The organism is Ferrovibrio sp. (assembly GCF_036381655.1).
Lineage (GTDB): Bacteria > Pseudomonadota > Alphaproteobacteria > Ferrovibrionales > Ferrovibrionaceae > Ferrovibrio.
Map to the genome: position 1 here is coordinate 1 of NZ_DASVCJ010000055.1, position 18,124 is coordinate 18,124.

The 18,124-nt window shown below is 64.5% G+C and carries 18 protein-coding genes and 1 tRNA gene; 14 read left to right on the forward strand and 5 right to left on the reverse strand.

Going from position 1 to position 18,124, the window contains the following annotated elements:
* Positions 1–1,363, forward strand: a 1,363-nt coding sequence (locus VF194_RS10985) for a recombinase family protein (RefSeq protein ID WP_330890917.1), incomplete at its 5' end; no start/stop codon positions are given.
* Here VF194_RS10985 and VF194_RS10990 read toward each other — a convergent pair.
* Positions 1,334–1,410 (reverse strand) — tRNA-Arg (locus tag VF194_RS10990). The genes VF194_RS10985 and VF194_RS10990 overlap by 30 nt on opposite strands.
* A gap of 144 nt (positions 1,411–1,554) precedes the next feature.
* Here VF194_RS10990 and VF194_RS10995 point away from each other — a divergent pair.
* A complete protein-coding gene (locus VF194_RS10995) occupies positions 1,555–1,875 on the forward strand; it encodes a hypothetical protein (RefSeq protein WP_330890919.1) in 321 nt (106 codons plus the stop codon).
* A 194-nt stretch (positions 1,876–2,069) separates the two neighbouring features.
* Here the strand turns inward: VF194_RS10995 and VF194_RS11000 are convergent, their stop codons facing one another.
* Positions 2,070–3,026 carry an ABC transporter ATP-binding protein gene (locus tag VF194_RS11000; protein ID WP_330890921.1) on the reverse strand — a complete coding sequence of 319 codons (957 nt, stop codon included), beginning with the start codon at positions 3,024–3,026 and terminating at the stop codon, positions 2,070–2,072.
* A 186-nt stretch (positions 3,027–3,212) separates the two neighbouring features.
* Here VF194_RS11000 and VF194_RS11005 point away from each other — a divergent pair, with 186 nt between their 5' ends.
* A complete protein-coding gene (locus VF194_RS11005) occupies positions 3,213–3,422 on the forward strand; it encodes a zinc-finger domain-containing protein (protein ID WP_414656095.1) in 210 nt (69 codons plus the stop codon).
* A gap of 19 nt (positions 3,423–3,441) precedes the next feature.
* Positions 3,442–6,288, forward strand: a complete 2,847-nt coding sequence (gene polA / locus VF194_RS11010; RefSeq protein WP_330890924.1) for a DNA polymerase I — start codon at positions 3,442–3,444, stop codon at positions 6,286–6,288.
* 55 nt (positions 6,289–6,343) lie between these two features.
* Here the strand turns inward: polA and VF194_RS11015 are convergent, their stop codons facing one another.
* Positions 6,344–6,751: a hypothetical protein gene (locus VF194_RS11015; protein WP_330890926.1), complete on the reverse strand. Its 408-nt coding sequence runs from the start codon at positions 6,749–6,751 to the stop codon at positions 6,344–6,346.
* 137 nt (positions 6,752–6,888) lie between these two features.
* On the opposite strand from VF194_RS11015, the gene VF194_RS11020 reads away from it, so the two are divergent.
* Together VF194_RS11020 and VF194_RS11025 are read left to right on the forward strand one after the other, a co-directional pair.
* A complete protein-coding gene (locus tag VF194_RS11020) occupies positions 6,889–7,998 on the forward strand; it encodes a malate/lactate/ureidoglycolate dehydrogenase (RefSeq protein ID WP_330890928.1) in 1,110 nt (369 codons plus the stop codon).
* A 17-nt stretch (positions 7,999–8,015) separates the two neighbouring features.
* On the forward strand, positions 8,016–8,798 hold the full coding sequence (locus tag VF194_RS11025; protein ID WP_330890930.1) for a 2-keto-4-pentenoate hydratase: 783 nt from the start codon (positions 8,016–8,018) through the stop codon (positions 8,796–8,798).
* A 58-nt stretch (positions 8,799–8,856) separates the two neighbouring features.
* On the opposite strand, the gene VF194_RS11030 is transcribed toward VF194_RS11025, so the two are convergent.
* Positions 8,857–9,312 (reverse strand): (2Fe-2S)-binding protein, encoded by a 456-nt coding sequence (locus VF194_RS11030; RefSeq protein WP_330890932.1) that lies wholly within the window; start codon positions 9,310–9,312, stop codon positions 8,857–8,859.
* 98 nt (positions 9,313–9,410) lie between these two features.
* Between VF194_RS11030 and VF194_RS11035 the strand changes: the two genes are divergently transcribed.
* Positions 9,411–10,427 (forward strand): NAD(P)-dependent alcohol dehydrogenase, encoded by a 1,017-nt coding sequence (locus tag VF194_RS11035; protein WP_330890934.1) that lies wholly within the window; start codon positions 9,411–9,413, stop codon positions 10,425–10,427.
* Between the two features lie 62 nt (positions 10,428–10,489).
* Here the strand turns inward: VF194_RS11035 and VF194_RS11040 are convergent, their stop codons facing one another.
* Positions 10,490–10,618 carry a hypothetical protein gene (locus tag VF194_RS11040; protein ID WP_330890936.1) on the reverse strand — a complete coding sequence of 43 codons (129 nt, stop codon included), beginning with the start codon at positions 10,616–10,618 and terminating at the stop codon, positions 10,490–10,492.
* A gap of 270 nt (positions 10,619–10,888) precedes the next feature.
* Here VF194_RS11040 and VF194_RS11045 point away from each other — a divergent pair, with 270 nt between their 5' ends.
* The 7 genes from VF194_RS11045 (at position 10,889) to cas2 (ending at position 18,014) form a co-directional block, all read left to right on the forward strand.
* A complete protein-coding gene (locus tag VF194_RS11045) occupies positions 10,889–11,830 on the forward strand; it encodes a co-chaperone YbbN (protein ID WP_330890937.1) in 942 nt (313 codons plus the stop codon).
* Positions 11,827–12,513, forward strand: a complete 687-nt coding sequence (locus VF194_RS11050; RefSeq protein WP_330890939.1) for an LON peptidase substrate-binding domain-containing protein — start codon at positions 11,827–11,829, stop codon at positions 12,511–12,513. Before VF194_RS11045 ends, VF194_RS11050 begins: the two co-directional genes overlap by 4 nt.
* Before the next feature lie 15 nt (positions 12,514–12,528).
* Positions 12,529–12,756, forward strand: coding sequence for a Trm112 family protein (locus VF194_RS11055; RefSeq protein ID WP_330890941.1), 228 nt, complete (start codon positions 12,529–12,531; stop codon positions 12,754–12,756).
* Between the two features lie 53 nt (positions 12,757–12,809).
* Positions 12,810–13,217, forward strand: a complete 408-nt coding sequence (locus tag VF194_RS11060) for a DUF971 domain-containing protein (RefSeq protein ID WP_330890942.1) — start codon at positions 12,810–12,812, stop codon at positions 13,215–13,217.
* A gap of 406 nt (positions 13,218–13,623) precedes the next feature.
* Positions 13,624–16,749 carry a type II CRISPR RNA-guided endonuclease Cas9 gene (gene cas9 / locus VF194_RS11065; RefSeq protein ID WP_330890945.1) on the forward strand — a complete coding sequence of 1,042 codons (3,126 nt, stop codon included), beginning with the start codon at positions 13,624–13,626 and terminating at the stop codon, positions 16,747–16,749.
* Positions 16,746–17,681 carry a type II CRISPR-associated endonuclease Cas1 gene (gene cas1, locus VF194_RS11070; protein WP_330890947.1) on the forward strand — a complete coding sequence of 312 codons (936 nt, stop codon included), beginning with the start codon at positions 16,746–16,748 and terminating at the stop codon, positions 17,679–17,681. The genes cas9 and cas1 overlap by 4 nt, the downstream gene beginning before the upstream one ends.
* Positions 17,682–17,684: 3 nt before the next feature.
* Positions 17,685–18,014: a CRISPR-associated endonuclease Cas2 gene (gene cas2, locus VF194_RS11075; RefSeq protein WP_330890949.1), complete on the forward strand. Its 330-nt coding sequence runs from the start codon at positions 17,685–17,687 to the stop codon at positions 18,012–18,014.
* Positions 18,015–18,124: the final 110 nt, after the last annotated feature.

The window sequence follows — 18,124 nt, forward strand, 5'->3', positions numbered from 1 at the left end:
GGAGTTCTATGTCAGGAAGCTGGCCAAAAACGGCGTGAAGCTTGTTTCCATCACCCAGGAGATGGGTGACGATCCTATGCATGTCATGATGCGCCAAATCATGGCGCTATTCGACGAGTACCAGTCCAAGGAGAACGCCAAGCACGTCCTGCGCGCGATGAACGAGAACGCCCGGCAAGGCTTCTGGAACGGCGCACGGCCGCCGATCGGCTATCGGATCGTCGCCGCCGAGCAGCGGGGAGCGAAGACCAAGAAGAAGCTGGAAATCGACCCACTGCACGCTGACACCGTGCGGCTGATCTACCGGCTATTCCTCGAGGGCGATGGCACCACCGGCCCGATGGGCGTCAAGGCCATCACCTGCCACCTCAACGAACGCCGTATCTTCACCCGCGACGGTGGCCGATGGGGGCTCGCACAGATCCACACCATCCTGACCCGCACGACCTATATCGGCGAGCACAGGTTCAACACGCGCTCGCACAAGGACCGGGAGAAGAAGCCCGAGAGTGAGGTGGCGATCATGGCCTGTCCGCCGCTCATCGACCGTAAGACCTTTGAAGCGGTGCAGGCCCGCCTCAAGGCCCGCGATCCCAGGATAACGCCGGCGCGTATCTCCAGTGGCCCCACCCTCCTTACCGGCATCTGCTTCTGCGCCAAATGCGGAGGCGCGATGACGCTCAGGACCGGCAAGGGCAGCGCGGGCGGCATATATCGCTACTATACCTGCTCGACGAAGGCCCGGCAGGGCAGGACGGGTTGCGAGGGCCGCTCGATCCCGATGGATCGGCTCGACCAACTGGTCGCGAGCCATCTGGAAACGCGCCTGCTTCAGCCCGAGCGATTGGAAACCGTCCTCGCCAGCGTCCTCGATCGCCGCCAGGAGCGCGCCGAGCGTCGCCGCGAGCATCTTGCCGAACTCAACAAGCGGATCACCGAAACCGACCAACGGCTCAACCGGCTCTATGAGGCCATCGAGTCCGGCATTGCCGATCTGAGCGACGGTTCCCTGAAAGAGCGAATCGCTGGCCTCAAGGCTATCCGCGATCAGGCGAAGGCGGACGCCGAACGCGTGCAGGCCGCGCTCGACCATGCCGGCAGCCAGGCGATCAGCCCCGATATGGTCGAAATCTTCGCACGCACAGCTCGCCAGCGCATGCGGCTAGAAGGCGGCGGCTACCGACGCGACCACCTGCGCGCGCTGGCTCAGCGTGTCGAGGTCGCTGACAATGAAGTCCGTATCATGGGATCGAAGTCGGAATTGCTGCGAACGCTCGTCGCCGCTTCAAGCGGAAAATCGGCGACGTTCGGCGTTCAGAGTTCTGTTCTGAAATGGCGCACCCGACAAGATTCGAACTTGTGACCTCTGCCTTCGGAGGGCAGCGCTCTATCCAGCTGAGCTACGGGTGCGCAGGCCGGACGCCGACCCCGGGACGAAGCGCCCGGGCGAACGGGGCGGACCTTAACCGAGCCGTCCCACCGAAGCAAGGTGGGAGGGAGCGGCAAGGCGGGAAGCACGCGCCCGGCGGCAGACTTCCGAAGGCCGCCAGGCCGTTGCAGCCAGCCATTTCGTTGAAGCCCGCCGGGAACGGCTGCGCGCCGCCCGAAGCCGCCGGCGACCGCGCGGGACTGTTTTCGACCGCTTGGACCCGCTGGAGCCCGGTTCGGACCGCTGGTGACCGCCGCGGCTTTATCGGCAAGTGCCGCATTTCCGTGTCGCTCGCCACCGTCGAGTTCAAGCCGGCGGGGAGCGGCACCGAAATGGTCTTCACCGAGCAGGCGGCGTTCCTGGATGGCTACGACGATGCCGGCAGCCGCGAGCGCGGCACCAACTGGCTGCTGGACAAGCTCGGCGAGTCGCTGAAGCGGGCGTGACAATCTGCGGACTTGATGCGCATGCACAAAGACCGTCACCCTCGGGCCTGTCCCGAGGGTCGGTGAATTACTCCTTTGGACGCAAAGACGTGGATGGCCGGGACAAGCCCGGCCATGACGAATAAAGAAACGTCACGAAAAATGCCCGGCCGGAAATCCTTCCCGCGTTTGGGCATGACGGCGCGTCGGCGCCGTTACGTCCGCTTCCGGGTCAGTTCGAGGAACAGATCCTCGAGGTCGGCTTCCTGGGTCGAGAGGTCGAGGATTTCCAGCCCCGCGCCCTGGATGCAGTTCAGCACATCGGCAAAGGGCGTCCGGCTCGGGCGGTATTGCAGCTTCAATTGCCGCGGACCGAGCAGTTCCGCCTGCAGCGCCGCGAAGGCCGCCGGCACGGCGGCAAGATCGGCGCCCAAGGTGAGGATCACATCCTTGCGGTCGAGCCGTTTGAGCAGCACCGGCGTGGTGTCCGCCGCCACCACCTCGCCATGGTTGATGATGGCGATGCGGTCGCACAGGGCTTCCGCCTCTTCCAGGTAATGCGTGGTCAGCACCACCGTGGTGCCGGCCTCGTTGAGCTGGCGCACATAGGACCAGAGCTGCTGGCGCAGCTCGATATCGACGCCGGCGGTCGGCTCGTCCAGCACCAGCACCGGCGGCGCATGCACCAGGGCCTTGGCCACCAGCAGCCGGCGCCGCATGCCGCCCGAGAGCGTGCGGGCATAGGCATCGGCTTTGTCCAACAGGCCGACGGCGGCGAGGATCTCTTCCGTGCGGCGCTCGCGCCTGGGCACCCCGTACAGCCCGGCCTGGAATTCCAGCGCCTCGCGCGGCGTGAAGAAGGGATCGAGGTTGAGTTCCTGCGGCACCACGCCGATGGCGGCGCGCGCCAGCCGCGTATCGCTGTCGATGTCGTAGCCCCAGATCGCGGCCTGGCCCGACGTCTTGCGCGCCAGGCCGGCCAGGATGTTGATCAGCGTCGACTTGCCCGCGCCATTGGGGCCGAGCAGACCGAAGAAGCTGCCGCGCGGCACCTCCAGGCTGATGCCTTTCAGCGCCTTTTTCGCCGTTTCGCCGCTGCCATAGACCTTGACCAGGTCGCGCACCGCCAGGGCGGCATCGTGCCGCGCTGGGCCGGATGCGACCGCATTCATGGGCTCCGGGGGCGCAAAACCGGGCTTTTCCGGCGTCTCCGGAGACGACTGAAACACTGGCGAAGCGGACATGGCTGCGGTAGGTATCACCTCATGGTCGGGGGGTCAAACCCGCCCCGGCCATGGCTGGTTGACCGCCATCACCGAATTGACCATCTCTGAACCGATCTTCTCGCGGAGACCCAGATGAGCTTGCAGGCCCCGACATCCACCCCGCGTGCGATGCCCGTCGAAACCATCCCTGTCGAACGGCCCGTCGTGGCCTGCGACGGCGGCGGCGGCGCCCTGGGCCATCCGCGCGTCTATCTGAACATGGGCGACAAGCACGAGATCGACTGCCCCTATTGCGGCCGCCATTACGTGCTGAGCGGCAACGCCCATGGCCACGGCCACTGACGGCCGGCGCTGATTTGCGATGGCCGCCAAATCCAGGCATCACCTCTATCTCGTCGACGGCTCCGGCTACATCTTCCGCGCCTATCACGCGCTGCCGCCCCTGACGCGCAAATCCGACGGCATGCCGGTCGGCGCCGTCTCGGGCTTTTGCAACATGCTGCATTCGCTGCGCGACAAGGCCGAGCATGACGAGGCCGTCAGCCATATGGCGGTGATCTTCGATGCGGCGCGCGCCAATTTCCGCAACGACATCTATCCCGAATACAAGGCCAACCGCGCCGAGACGCCGGAAGACCTCATTCCCCAGTTCAAGCCGATCCGCGAGGCGACCGCCGCCTTCGGCCTCGCCGCCATCGAGAAGGACGGCTTCGAGGCCGACGATCTGATCGCCACCTATGCCAGGCTGGCGCGCGAGGCCGGCATGGAGGTTTGCATCGTCTCCTCCGACAAGGACCTGATGCAGCTCGTCCGCGATGGCGTCGGGATGCTCGATCCGATCAAGGACCGCCTGCTGGGCAGCGCGGAGGTGATCGAGAAATTCGGCGTGCCGCCCGAGAAGGTGGTCGATGTGCAGGCCCTGGCCGGCGACAGCACGGATAACGTTCCCGGCGTGCCGGGCATCGGCATCAAGACCGCGGCGGAGCTGATCAACACCTATGGCGATCTCGATACGCTGCTGGCCCGCGCCGCCGAGATCAAGCAGCCGAAACGGCGCCAGACCCTGCTCGAGAATGCCGACAAGGCGCGCATCTCGCGCGAACTGGTGCGGCTGAGGGACGACGTGCCGGTCGATCTGGCGCTGGACCGGCTCACGCTGGGCCCGGTGGAATGGCCGAAGCTGGCCAAGTTCCTCGACGAGATGGAATTCCGCAGCCTGAAGACGCGCATCGAGAACCGGCTGAAGCTGCGCGGCAACGGCTCGGTCTCGACCGATACGATCGCGGCGCAGCCCATGCAGGCCAAGCCGGTCGCCTATGAAGGCGAAGGCGGACCGGAGACGCCGCCCGAACTGCCCAAGCCGGAAAGCTACCGGCTGATCCAGGACATCGACGACCTGAAGGCCTGCATCGCCCGCGCCTATGCCGAAGGCATCGTCGCCATCGACACCGAGACGACCGACCTTTCGCCCACGCGGGCGGACCTGGTCGGCATCTGCCTCGCGGTGACGCCGAACGAGGCCTGCTATGTGCCGGTCGGCCATGTGAAGCCGGGCAGCCTCAAAAACGGCGGCCTCGACCTGGCCGGCAGCGGCGACAATCTGAAGCAGATTCCCTTGCCGGACGCGCTTGCCGTGCTGAAGCCGCTGCTGGCCGATCCGGGCGTGCTGAAGATCGGCCAGAACATCAAATACGACATGGCGGTGCTGGCCAAATACGGCGTCGAGATCGCGGCCTACGACGATACGATGCTGATCTCCTACGTGCTGGATGCCGGCAAGCACGGCCATGGCATGGACGAGCTGTCGCAGATCCATATCGGCCATACGCCGGTGAGCTACGATTCCGTCACCGGCACCGGGAAAAACCGCATCTCCTTCGCCGAAGTGCCGCTCGACAAGGCCCTGCTCTATGCCGCCGAGGATGCCGATGTCACCTTGCGGCTGCACCGCGTGCTGAAACCGCGGCTGCTGGCCGAGAAGCAGGTCGCGCTTTACGAGACGATCGAACGGCCGCTGCCGAAGATCGTCGCCGAAATGGAATGCGCCGGCATCAAGGTCGATCCGGCCGAGCTCAACCGCCTGTCGGCCGATTTCGCCGCCCGCATGGCCGAATTCGAAAAGAAGGCGCACGAACTTGCCGGCGAGCCGTTCAATATCGGCTCGCCCAAGCAGCTCGGCGAAATCCTGTTCGACAAGATGAGCCTGCCCGGCGGCAAGAAGGGCAAGACCGGCGCCTATGCCACCGGCGCCGAGGTGCTGGAGGAACTGGCGGCGCTCGGCCATGAACTGCCGCGCGTGGTGCTCGACTGGCGCCAGTTGCAGAAGCTGAAATCGACCTATACCGACGCGCTGCTGGCGCAGATCAACCCCAAGACCGGCCGCGTCCATACCTCCTATTCGATCTCCTCGACCAATACCGGGCGCTTCGCCTCGAACGACCCCAACCTGCAGAATATTCCGATCCGCACCGAGGAAGGCCGCAAGATCCGCCGCGCCTTCGTCGCCGAAGCCGGCCACAAGCTGATCTCCGCCGACTATTCGCAGATCGAACTGCGCATCCTGGCCCATATCGCCGACATCGCCGCGCTGAAGCAGGCCTTCCGCGACGGCGTCGACATCCATGCGCTGACCGCCAGCCAGGTGTTCAACACGCCGGTCGAGGGCATGGACCCGAGCGTGCGGCGCGCGGCGAAGGCGATCAATTTCGGCATCATCTACGGCATGAGCGCCTTCGGCCTGGCGGCGCAGCTCGGCATTCCGCAAGCAGAGGCGCGCGCCTATATCGACGCCTATTTCAAGCGCTATCCCGGCATCAAGGATTATATGGAACGCACCAAGAAGCAGGTGAAGGAACAGGGCTATGTCGCAACCCTGTTCGGCCGGCGGGTGCATTTCCCCAACATCAACACCAAGAATCCGGCCGAGCGCGCGTTTTTGGAGCGCGCCGCGATCAATGCGCCGATCCAGGGCAGCGCGGCCGACATCATCAAGCATGCCATGACCAGGCTGCCGCAGGCGCTGAAAGCCGAGGGCCTGAGCGCGCGCATGCTGCTGCAGGTGCATGACGAGCTGGTCTTCGAGGCGAAGGATGCCGAAGTGGAGGCCACCATCGCCGTGGCCAAGCGCATCATGCAGAATGCGGCGAGCCTCGACGTGCCGCTGACGGTGGAAGCCGGCTCGGGCCCGAACTGGGACGCGGCGCACTGACGGCAAAAATCGGCAATGGAGCCGTCATGCCGCGGTTTCGCCACGGCACCGGACTTCACCGCTGAACGCAGCGCTGCACGATGGCGCCGCAGGGCTCCAGCGTGGCGCGGCCCGCCGAGGTGCGGCCCTTGAATTCCAGCGCCTGCACGCGGCCGCCGCGCAGATAGAAGGTGGCGTCGCAATAACGGAAATAGTCGTACGAGGTCTCGCCGCGACCGGTCGGCGTATAGCCGATATCGGATTGCGCCGTCGCCGAGCGATGAGTTTCGCGGAAATAGTTCCAGATCTCGATGCCGTTGTCGCGATGGATCGCCGTCGGCTGTCCGGCGCAGGCCTGCAACCGTCCCTCGCTCATGCCGATCATCGCGGTCTGCGCCTTCTCGGCGCTGCGTTCCAGCCCCGAGGCGCAGGCGGCGAGAGCAAGCGCCAGCGGCAGAAAGGCGAGCCAGGATTTGAACGTCATCGCGCAAGTCTGCCGGAAGCCGCCGCGGCGGTCAAATCCCGCCCGCCCTGCGCCGCCCGCTTCTGCCGTTCTCCCGCCCCGTTGTCGTCCTCCCCGCTTTCCGATACACCAAAGCCAAGCAAGAAAGGAAACCGGACATGGGCGGAACCGTCTCGATCAAGGCCGAAAACCTCACCGCCGCCGTGCGCCATATCGTGCTGGCCGGCGGCAGCAACGAGCGCGAAGCCGCCCTGGTGGCCGAAAATCTCGTGCTGGCCAATCTGATGGGCCATGACAGCCACGGCGTCGGCATGCTGCCGCAATACATCCTCGCCGTGGTCGAGAAGCGGCTGAAGGTGAATGCGGCGCCCAGCGTCGTGGGCGATCACGGCGCCATCCTCAATCTCGACGGCAATATGGGCTATGGCCAGGTGATCGGCCACGACGCCATGGAGATGGGCATCCGCCGCGCCCGCGAGCATGGCGTCTGCATCGTCAGCCTGCGCAACAGCCATCATATCGGCCGCATCGGCCATTGGGGCGAACAATGCGCCGCCGCCGGCATGGTGGCGACGCATTATGTCAATGTCGTCGGCCGGCCGCCGCTGGTGGCGCCGTTCGGCGGCTCGGATGCGCGCTTCGCCACCAATCCTTACTGCTGCGCCCTGCCGGCCGTCGAAGACGGCGGCGAGCCGATCGTACTCGACATGGCGACCTCGAAGATCGCCATGGGCAAGGTGCGGGTCGCCATGAACAAGGGCGAGAAGGTCGCGCCGGAGACGCTGATCGACTCGCACGGCCATCCGACCGACGATCCGCGCATCATGTTCGGCAACAAAGGCCCGCTCGGCGCGATCCTGGCCTTCGGCGGCCATAAGGGCTCCGGGCTGGCCGTGATCGTCGAATTGCTGGCCGGCGCGCTGACCGGCGGCGGCACGCTGCATGACGGCAACTGGCAGCGCAACACCATCACCAACAACATGTTCTCGGTGATCGTCGATCCGGCCAGGCTCGGCGGCGCCGATACCTGGCGCGCGGAACTGGCCGATTTCGTCAAATGGGTGAAGGCCTCGCCCGCCGCGCCGGGCGAGAACACGGAGAAATGGGGCGGCGTGCTGGTCGCCGGCGAGCCGGAACGCCGCAGCAGGGCCAGGCGCCTCGCCGAGGGCATTCCGGTCGATGCGACCACCTGGGGCGAGATCGTCGAAGCCGGCAAGTCGGTCGGCGTCGGCGCGAACCAGACCAATGCCGCCGCCGGCCTGGCTTGAAACGCAAGGAAGAGATGATGAAAGCGAATATCGAAGAGGCCGCCAAGCGCCTGCGCGAAGCGACGGAAAGCGGCCAGCTCTGCGCGCCGGTGCGCGATCTGTTGCCCGAGGGCGACCTCGCCGCGGCCTATGCCGTGCAGGCGCGCAACCACGAACACTGGATCCATGCCGGACGGCGCCATATCGGCTACAAGGTGGCGCTGAGCGCCAGGGGCGCGCAGCAGGCGATGGGCATCAAGGAGCCGGCCTATGGCATGCTCTATCACGACATGCTGCTGGGCGACGGCGACGAAGTGGCGCCGGGCCGCGTGCCGCAGCCGCGCCTGGAGGGCGAGATCGCCATCGTGCTGGAGCGCGACCTGACCATGGAAAAGCCGACCCTGGTCGATGCCATGCGGGCCGTGGCTTTCGTCGTGCCGGCGATCGAGGTGGTCGGCTGCCGCATTGCCAAGCTGGATACCAAGGCGGTCGACCTGATCGCCGACAATGCCGGCGGCGGCGCCTTCGTGCTGGGTTCGGTGGCGCGCAGGCTCGACGGCATCGATCTGCGCCGCATGAACATGAGCATGACGAAGAACGGCGAGCAGGTGGCGAGCGGCAGCGGCGTCAATGTCGCCGGCTCGCCGCTGAACGCGCTGGCCTGGCTGGCCGCGAAACTCGTCGCCGACGACCTGCCGCTGAAAGCCGGCGATGTGGTGATGACCGGAACCTTCTTCGCCATGCTGCCCGCGGCGCCGGGCGATCAGGTCGAGGTGGCGGCCGAAGGCCTGGGAAAATGCACGGTGGGATTCGCCCGGTAAAAACGCCGGTAAAACCGGCCATGGCCGCAAACCAGCCCGGCCATGCCGCTCCTCGCGATCATTTCGCCATCAATTCGGCCGCGCGATGGATCGCGGCGCGGATGCGCTGATAGGTGCCGCAGCGGCAGATATTGGTCATCGCCGCGTCGATCTCGGCGTCGCTCGGCTGCGGGCTTTCCTGCAGCAGGGCGACGGCGGCGAGGATCTGGCCCGACTGGCAATAGCCGCATTGCGGCACGTCGTGTTCGAGCCAGGCCCGCTGCACCGGATGGCTGGCGTCGAGCGACAGGCCCTCGATGGTGACGATCTTGCCCTCGCCGACGGCGCCGACCGGATAGGAGCAGGAACGGACCGGCTGGCCGTCGATCAGCACGGTGCAGGCGCCGCAGGCGCCGATGCCGCAGCCATATTTGGTGCCGGTCAGATTCAGCGCATCGCGCAACGCCCAGAGCAGCGGCATGTCGTCCTCAACATCCAGCTCGACGCTCTCGTCATTGATGCTGAGCCGCTGCATCGCCGCGCCCTCCGTTCCGACCGGATGCCAGTCTAGCACGACTGGACGCGGAAATCCCCCTGCCCCACAATCGCGTCCGGAAAGACCAGGAGGAGGTCATGGCGATGCGGGCCATCGAATTGCACGGATTTGCGCTGGATCAGTTGAAGATGGCCGAGCGGCCGCAGCCGAAACCGGCGCATGGCGAGGCGCTGGTGCGCGTGAAGGCCTGCTCGCTCAATTTCCGCGACTGGCTGCTGGTGCAGGGCAGCTACAATCCGAAGCAGGCCTTCCCGATCGTCCCGCTTTCGGATGCCGCCGGCGAGGTCGTCGCCGTGGGCGACGGCGTGCGGGGGCTGAAAATCGGCGAGCGCGTGCTCGGCCATTTCATGCCGACCTGGCTGGCCGGCGAGCCGAGCGTGGAGAAATTCTCGTCCGGCATCGGCAGCCCGAACGATGGCTGGCTGTGCGAATACCGCTGCTTCCCGGCCGATGCCCTGGCCCGCATCCCCGCGCATCTGTCCTTCGAGGAAGCCGCCGCCCTGCCCTGCGCGGCGCTGACCGCCTGGAGCGCGATCGTCACCCTTGGCCGCGTGCAGCCGGGCGAACGCGTGCTGGTGCAGGGCACCGGCGGCGTCGCGCTGTTCGCGCTGCAATTCGCCAAGCTCTGCGGCGCGGAGGTGATCGTCACGTCATCCAGCGACGAGAAGCTGGCGCGGGCCAGGCAGCTCGGCGCCGATCACGGCATCAATTACCGCAGCAATCCCGAATGGGGCCGCGCCGCCCGCGCGCTCAGCGGCGGCGGCCTGGATCACATCGTCGAACTGGGCGGCGGCGAGACGCTGAACCAGTCGATCCGCGCGATCCGGCCCGGCGGCACGATCAGCATGATCGGCGTGCTGTCGGGCGCCAGGAACGAGTTGCATATCCCGCTGGTGGTGATGCAGCAGGTGCGGCTGCAGGGCGTCACGGTGGGCAGCAAGGAAGGGCTGGAGACCATGCTGCGCGCGATGGCGCAGACGGAGCTGCGCCCGGTGATCGACAGCTCCTTCGACTTCACCGAAGCGGGCGTGCGCGCCGCCTACGAGCGCATGGGCAAGGGCGCGGCCTTCGGCAAGATCGTGGTGCGGCTGTAATAAGGAGCGCGGCTGCAAGGGGCGCGGCTGTAAGGGGCATCGCGAGCCGTTTGCGGCGTTCCTTAATGCGGGGGACGCTTCAGCGGCAGGTCGGGGTTCGACGAGGTGAGCATCCCGAAGCTCAGTGTCGCCGAGAAGAGCAGAAAGGCGATCAGCAGGCCGCCGAGATAGATTTCCTGGCCCAGGGGCATGGCATCCTCCATCTGACGGAGCTGCTACACGGCGGCCCGCGGATCGGTTCCCCGGATGGTTCCCCGGATGGTTCCCCGGATGGTTCCCTGGATGGTTCCCTGGGCCGTCCAGCCGCCGGCGGCAGCCCCGGAATCCGCCGAAAAGCCACCGCCCATCTTGCGAATCATGGCATCAAGGTGTTGGCTTTTGGCGGCTTGGCCATTATCTCTCACCCTAGGTGTCACGCTTCGGGCCATCGCCCGAGATCAGCCAGAAAGAAATTCCACGTCATGGATCTTGGAGCAAAAACCGCCTCTTCCGCCGCGACGATGGCGCCTGGCCAGAATGCCGGCGACCTGGTGAAGGATGCCGACATCACCACCTTCATGCAGGACGTGGTCCAGGCCTCGATGCAGGTGCCGGTGCTGGTCGATTTCTGGGCGCCCTGGTGCGGTCCCTGCAAGCAGCTCGGCCCGGCGCTGGAAAAAGTCGTCAAGGCCGCCAACGGCAAGGTCAGGCTGGTCAAGGTCAATATCGACGAGCCGCAGAACCAGCCGCTGGCGCAGCAGCTTCGCATCCAGTCGATCCCGGCGGTCTATGCCTTCTCGCAGGGCCAGCCGGTCGATGGCTTCGTCGGCGCGCTGCCGGAAAGCCAGTTGAAGAAATTCGTCGAGACCCTGGCCGGCGGCGCGCTGGAAGGCGACACCGCCGCGCGGCTGCTCGACGAGGGCAAGGCCGCCCTGGCGGCGCAGGACTGGACCGGCGCGGCGCAGGCCTTCTCGGGCGTGCTCGGCGAGGAGCCGGAGAATCCCGCCGCCCTCGGCGGCCTGGCCCGGGCGCTAATCGGCATGGGCGAGATCGAGGAAGCCAAGGAAGCGCTAAAGCAGGTGCCCGAGGCCCAGCACGAGCATGCCGACGTGCAGGCTGCCCGCTCGGCGCTGCAGCTTCTCGAGGAAGGCGCCCATGCGGCGCATCAGCTCAAGCCGCTGGAAGCGGCGGTCGCCGCCAACCCGAACGATCACCAGGCGCGCTACGATTACGCCGTCGCCCTGATGGGCGCGAACCGCCAGCAGGAGGCGATCGACCATCTGCTGGATATCGTCAGGCGCGACCGCAAATGGAATGACGAAGCCGCCCGCAAGCAACTGGTCAAGATCTTCGAGGCGCTCGGCCCGATGGATCCGCTGACCGTGGATGCGCGCCGCCGGCTGTCGTCGATCCTGTTCGCATGACGCGCGGCGCCCAAGCCCCGAACGACATCCGCGCGCTCAGCCGTACCATCCCGGTTTTCCCCCTGAGCGGCGCGCTGCTGCTGCCGCGCAGCGTCCTGCCGCTCAACATCTTCGAGCCGCGCTATCTGGCGATGACGCGCGACGCCCTGGAGGGGCCGAAGCTGATCGGCATGATCCAGCCGACCGAGTCCGAACGGCGCAATCCGCGCCCGGACCTTTACCGCGTCGGCTGCCTGGGCGCGATCGCCGATGCCGCCGAGACGGAGGATGGCCGCATCCTGCTCGCCCTGCGCGGCCTGTGCCGCTTCCAGGTCTGCCGCGAACTGCCGGTGGATACGCTCTACCGCCAGGTCGAGGCCGATTACGACGCCTTCGCCGAGGATCTGCAGCCGCCCGGCGAAGGGCTGGCCGACCGCCACCGCCTGCTGACCGCCCTGGGCGGCTATTGCGACCGCTACAACCTGCCGGTCGACTGGGAATCGATCGAATCGGCGCCCGACGACCTGCTGGTGCATTCCCTGGCCATGCTCTGCCCCTTCACCGCCGGCGAGAAGCAGGCTTTGCTGGAGGCGCCGGATTTCGCCGAGCGCGCCGCGATGCTGACCACCTTGCTGGAAATGGCGCTGCTGGAGCCCAGCGGCCGCGGCCGCGCCGGCCTGCGCCGCCCGCCGAAGATGCATTGAATCGAGGAGTCCATGATGAGCGACGCAGCTCCCCATCCCAACGCGCCGGCGCCGGTCGATCCCAAGCTGCTCGAACTGCTGGTTTGCCCGGTGACCAAAGGGCCGCTCGTTTACGACCGCGAGAAGAACGAGCTGGTCAGCGAGAAGGCCGGCCTCGCCTTTCCGATCCGCGACGGCATTCCGATCATGCTGGTCGACGAGGCGCGCGAGATCGACGACCGGCCGGAGCATGCCAAACCCTGACCGCGTCAAGCCCTGAACGCCTGAAACCCGCCATTCTCCTCAAGGCCGTCGCCGTGTCGTCGCACTCGTCCTATCCGCCTTCGCCCTATCAGCAGGCCGGCCGCCCGGCCTGCACCGAGCTGCGCTATGTCTCGGCCGAGAAGCGGCTCGAAGTCGCCTTCGCCGACGGCAAGAGCTTCAGCTTCACGGCGGAATTTTTGCGCGTCGAAAGCCCTTCGGCGGAAGTGCAGGGCCACGGCCCCGGGCAGAAGACCCTGGTGCCGGGCCGCCGCCATGTCGGCATCATCGGCATCGAGCCGGTCGGCACCTATGCCGTGCGGCTGAAATTCGACGATCTGCACGATACCGGCCTTTATAGCTGGGAATGGTTCTACGACCGCGGCCACGACCAGCAGGAGTTGTGGGCCGATTACCTCAAGCGCCTCGAAGCCCGCGGCCTGAGCCGCGATCCGCGCCATTGATTTAGCTTTATCAGCAGCTTAGCCAGGCTGGTCCAGGCCTTGGCGGCGCCAAGTCGCGCCCATTCCCGGCCCATTGGCGACCGATTCGATGCCGAATTCAGACCAACTGTATGCCAATTGCGTCCCATTGGACGCCAATTCGATCCCATTCGCGCCGGCCGCTCGGCCGCTTCCTATACATCTTCACGTTGTCCAACAGCCCAGACATGAACATATGCACGGCTCTAAGGATAAAAGTCAAAAGAAAGGGGCAGGCCGTAGCCTGCCCCGCATTTTGTGCCCTTGGTTCCGTAGAACCAAAGCTTGTTAACGGAGGGACCGCTAATCCCTATCGGCTAAGAAGGTGCTTCCCTCGCGTGTATTTTTGCGCAGAATAGCCCGTGATTGTCAAGGGGGGAGGAAGTAAATGCCCGTTCCATACCGCCTCGGGATAGATATCGGCACCAATTCGCTCGGCTGGTGTGTCTTCGACCTAGATCGTAACGGCAAGCCAAAGTCGATCCGCAGGATCGGTGTGCGGATATTCAGCAATGGCCGCGACCCGCAAAGCGGCACATCCTTGGCCGTGGACCGCCGCATGGCGCGCGGCGCACGCAAGCGCCGGGACCGCTTTGTCAGTCGCCGGACCGATCTGATGAAGGCCCTCGTCCGACACGGCCTCATGCCGACCGACGTTGCCGAACGGAAAATACTGGAAACCCTCGATCCTTATGAGTTGCGAGCCAAAGGGATATCGGAACGGTTGCCGCCCTATCATCTCGGCCGCGCGATCTTTCACCTTAACCAGCGGCGCGGATTCAAGAGCAACCGCAAGACTGACAAGAAGCAAAAAGACGCCGACCTGAAGGGAATGAAGGGCGGCATCTCCAAATTGCGCGAGGCAATGGGAGAGCGCACCCTCGGGCAGTATCTCTACGAGGAGTTCCGTCAAGGACGGACTGTGCGCGGCAGCCGCGACGGTACCGTCAAGCCCCATGCCACCGTCCGGGCCCGGCCGCATGTGGTGAAAGGTAAGAACGAATACGACCTCTATGCCGACCGTGCCATGTACGAGGCCGAATTCGACCGCCTATGGCAACGGCAAACCGAACTCGGCGCCAATCTGCCGGATGCCGCGCGCGTCGAAATCCGCGACATCATTTTCTACCAGCGCCCGCTGAAGCCGGTTGATCCGGGCAAATGCGCTCTGGACCCGACGGATCAGCGCGCCCCGCTGGCGCTGCCGCTCGTGCAGCGCTTCCGCATGCTGAGTGAATTGAACAATCTGGAGATTGTAGCCGCCGATCAATCTCACCGCCCGTTGACCCTGGAAGAGCGCAACAAGTTGCTCGGAATGCTGGAGCGCAGGACGGAACTGTCGTTCGACAAGATGCGTGCCGCGCTCGACCTCGACAGCAGCCACAAATTCAATTTGGAAGACGAAAAGCGGAGGGGACTGAAAGGCGATCTGACGGGCGTGACCCTGTCGAAGAAGGATTGTTTTGGCCCCCGCTGGTGGAGCCTGCGCGAGCGGCATGACGAAATCGTAGCCAGATTGCTGGACGAACCGAACGAAGATCTCCTGATCCGTGAAGCCATGGATGATTGGGGATTGAGCGAAGAGGCAGCACGCGCAGTTGCCGATGCGTCACTGCCGGAGGGTTATGGCCGCTTGGGGTGCAAAGCCTTGGCTAAAATCGTCCCCATCATGGCCGCTCGCGTGGCGCGCTATCACGAGGCGGCCAAGGAAGCCGGTTACGACCATGCACGCATGCCCGGCGAGGTATTCGAATCCCTCTCCTTCGAATCCCTCCCCTATTATGGCGAAGCGCTTCCACACGCTGTCGCTTTCGGGACAAATGAGCCGAATGACCCCGACGAGAAGCGCCATGGCAAGATAGCCAACCCAACCGTTCATATCGCGCTGAATGAAATCCGCAAGATCGTCAACGCCATCAATGAGAAATACGGCCCTCCGGCCGAGATCGTCGTCGAGCTGGCGCGTGATCTGCCGCTCGGCAAAGAAGCGAAAGAGGAGAAAAACAGGGAACAGGCGAAAAACCAGCGTGAAAACGAACGGCGGCGCGGTGAACTGGCGAAGCTGGGCTTGCCGGACAATGGCGAGAACATGCTGCGCCTGCGCCTGTGGGAAGAACTCGGCCCCGTGCATGATCGGCGCTGTGTCTATACCGGCGAGCAGATATCCATTCACCGGCTATTCAGCCCGGAGGTCGAGATCGAACATATCCTGCCGTTCAAGCGGACGCTGGATAACAGTCCGGCAAATAAAACAGTCAGTCTGCGCCGCGCCAATCGCGACAAGGGCAATAACTCGCCACACGAGGCCTTCCATAGCCGGCCGAACTATGACTGGGAAGGCATTCTGAATCGCGCCTCCAGTCTGCCGAAGAATAAACGCTGGCGCTTCGGCGCCGATGCAATGGAACGCTTCGAAGGCGAACGCGATTTTCTCGACCGGCAACTCACCGACACCCAGTATATCGCACGCCTGACGCGCGAATACCTTACCAAGCTGAGCGGCCCTTACAACGTTTGGGTCGTCACCGGACGGCTGACGCAATTGCTGCGCGGCAAATGGGGGCTCAATTCTCTCTTGTCCGATCACAACCAGAAAAACCGCACCGATCACCGGCATCATGCCATCGATGCCTTCGTCGTCGGCTTGACCGACCGCTCGATGCTCAAGCGCATCGTCGATGCCGCCGATCAGAACCGGGACCGGCTCATCGACGACATGCCCGATCCATGGGACGGCTTTCGTGAGGAATTAAAGGCGCGACTCGACAAGCTTGTGGTATCGCACAAGCCTGATCATGGGATTGGCGGCAAGCTGCATGAGGAAACCGCGTATGGACTGATCCGCGACCCCGCCAAGGAAGATGGGGCAACTCTCGTCTACCGAAAACCCCTTGCGGGATTGAACGAGAATGAAATCAATCGCATCCGGGATAGGAAGCTTCGCGCCGAGGTTAAGGCGGCGGTTGCGTCCGCGAGCGGGAATAAAACCGATTTCGCCAAGGCGCTCGCCGCTTTTGCAGAGAAGACGGGTGTCCGGCATGTTCGGCTGACAAAAGTTGAAAGCGGGACCGTCAGCCTAAAAGATCGTTCCGGCAAACCATATAAAGCCGTATCGCCCGGCGACATCCATCGCGTTGAGATATTCCAACTTCCCGATGGACGATGGGCCGGCGAAGGCGTGACGGTGTTTGACGCCAACAATCCTCTATACCAAGCCCACTGGCGTAGTCGAGAAGCTGGTGCGCACCATGTCATGTCTGTTCACAAAGGAGATTTACTAAAGCTTGATGGCCCGGACCCCGGCGTCTTTCAAGTCCACCGTCTTGATGCAAGCGCAAACCGATTCAAGCTTGCACCACATAAGGATGGTGGAAAGCTCGATGAACGTCACAAGGATTCTGATGATTCTTTCCGTTGGTTGATGATTAGTTACAATCAGTTGAAGCGACGTAAGGCCCGCAAAGTCACCGTCGATTACCTCGGCCGGGTTCACGACCCCGGCCCGCCAAAATGATCGGCCGGATTATCGAGATCACGCAGGACGGCCGGCACCTGTCGGTGCTACGCGGCTTCATGGTCGTTTCCGCCGACAAGGAGGAGGTCGGCCGCGTCCCGCTGGACGATATCGGCTCGGTGATCGTCAATGCCCATGGCGTTACCTACTCCAACAACCTGATGATCGAACTGGCCCAGCGTGGCACCGGCATGGTGCTGTGCGGACCCAATCATGCGCCGGCGGCCTGGCTATGGCCGCTGGTCGGCCACCACGCCCAGGCGGCTCGGATGCTGTCCCAACTGGGCGCAACCAGACCCATGGGCAAGCGTCTCTGGCAAATTCTCGTGCGCGCCAAGATCGAGCAGCAGGGCGCCGTGTTGCGCGCCCTCGGCCGGCCGGGCGACGGGTTCCGCCTGCTGGCGCGCAAGGTCGGCTCCGGCGATCCGGAAAACCTCGAAGCCCAGGCGGCGCGACGCTACTGGCCGCTGCTGTTCGGCGACGATTTCCGGCGCGATCGCAGGGAACCAGGCCTTAATGGCCTGCTCAACTACGGTTATACGATCCTGCGCTCGGCCACTGCTCGGGCCGTGGTGGCAGCCGGGCTGCATCCGTCGCTTGGCATCCATCATCGCCATCGCGCCAACGACATGTGCCTGGTGGACGACTTGATGGAACCATTCCGCCCTCTGGTCGACTTGCAGGTCGTCCGGCTATTCGAGGCTGGAATAACAGAGGTTGACCGTCAAGCGAAAGAAGCCCTGGCCGGTTTGACCGCCGCCGATATGCAGACGACAAAAGGCGTGACGCCGCTGGGCACCTGCCTCGAACGCCTAGCCAGTTCCCTCGGCCAGGCCTTCGAGAACAACGAAGCCAAACTCGACCTCCCGCTGGCGCCGCTACCGCTGGATCTGGCGGCCAGAGGCTCCGACGACGACAACGCTGTGGATTGAGCCGTGGCGCTCAGCGGCTTCCGTCTGATGTGGATGATCGTCCTCTTCGATCTGCCGGTGCTGACCAAAAAGGAGCGCAAGGCAGCGACCAGATTCCGCAACGATCTACTCGACGAAGGCTTCGAAATGTCGCAATTTTCCGTCTATATGCGGTTCTGTTCCGGCAAGGAGCAGGCCGAGACATTGACCAGACGGATAGAGCATTGCGTGCCGAAAACCGGGAAGGTCCACATTGTCTATCTGACCGACAAGCAGTACGAAAACATCGTCTGCTTCGATGGACGGAAACGCGAACTTGGCCGGAAGAATCCAGGCCAGTTGATGCTGTTCTAAGCACCGTTATGCCGATTCGGATAAGCTCTCCTCAAAGAAAAACGCCCTGTTTCCAGGGCGTTAAGTCAGATTGGATGTTAGCCGATAGGGATTAGCGGTCCAACCGCAAC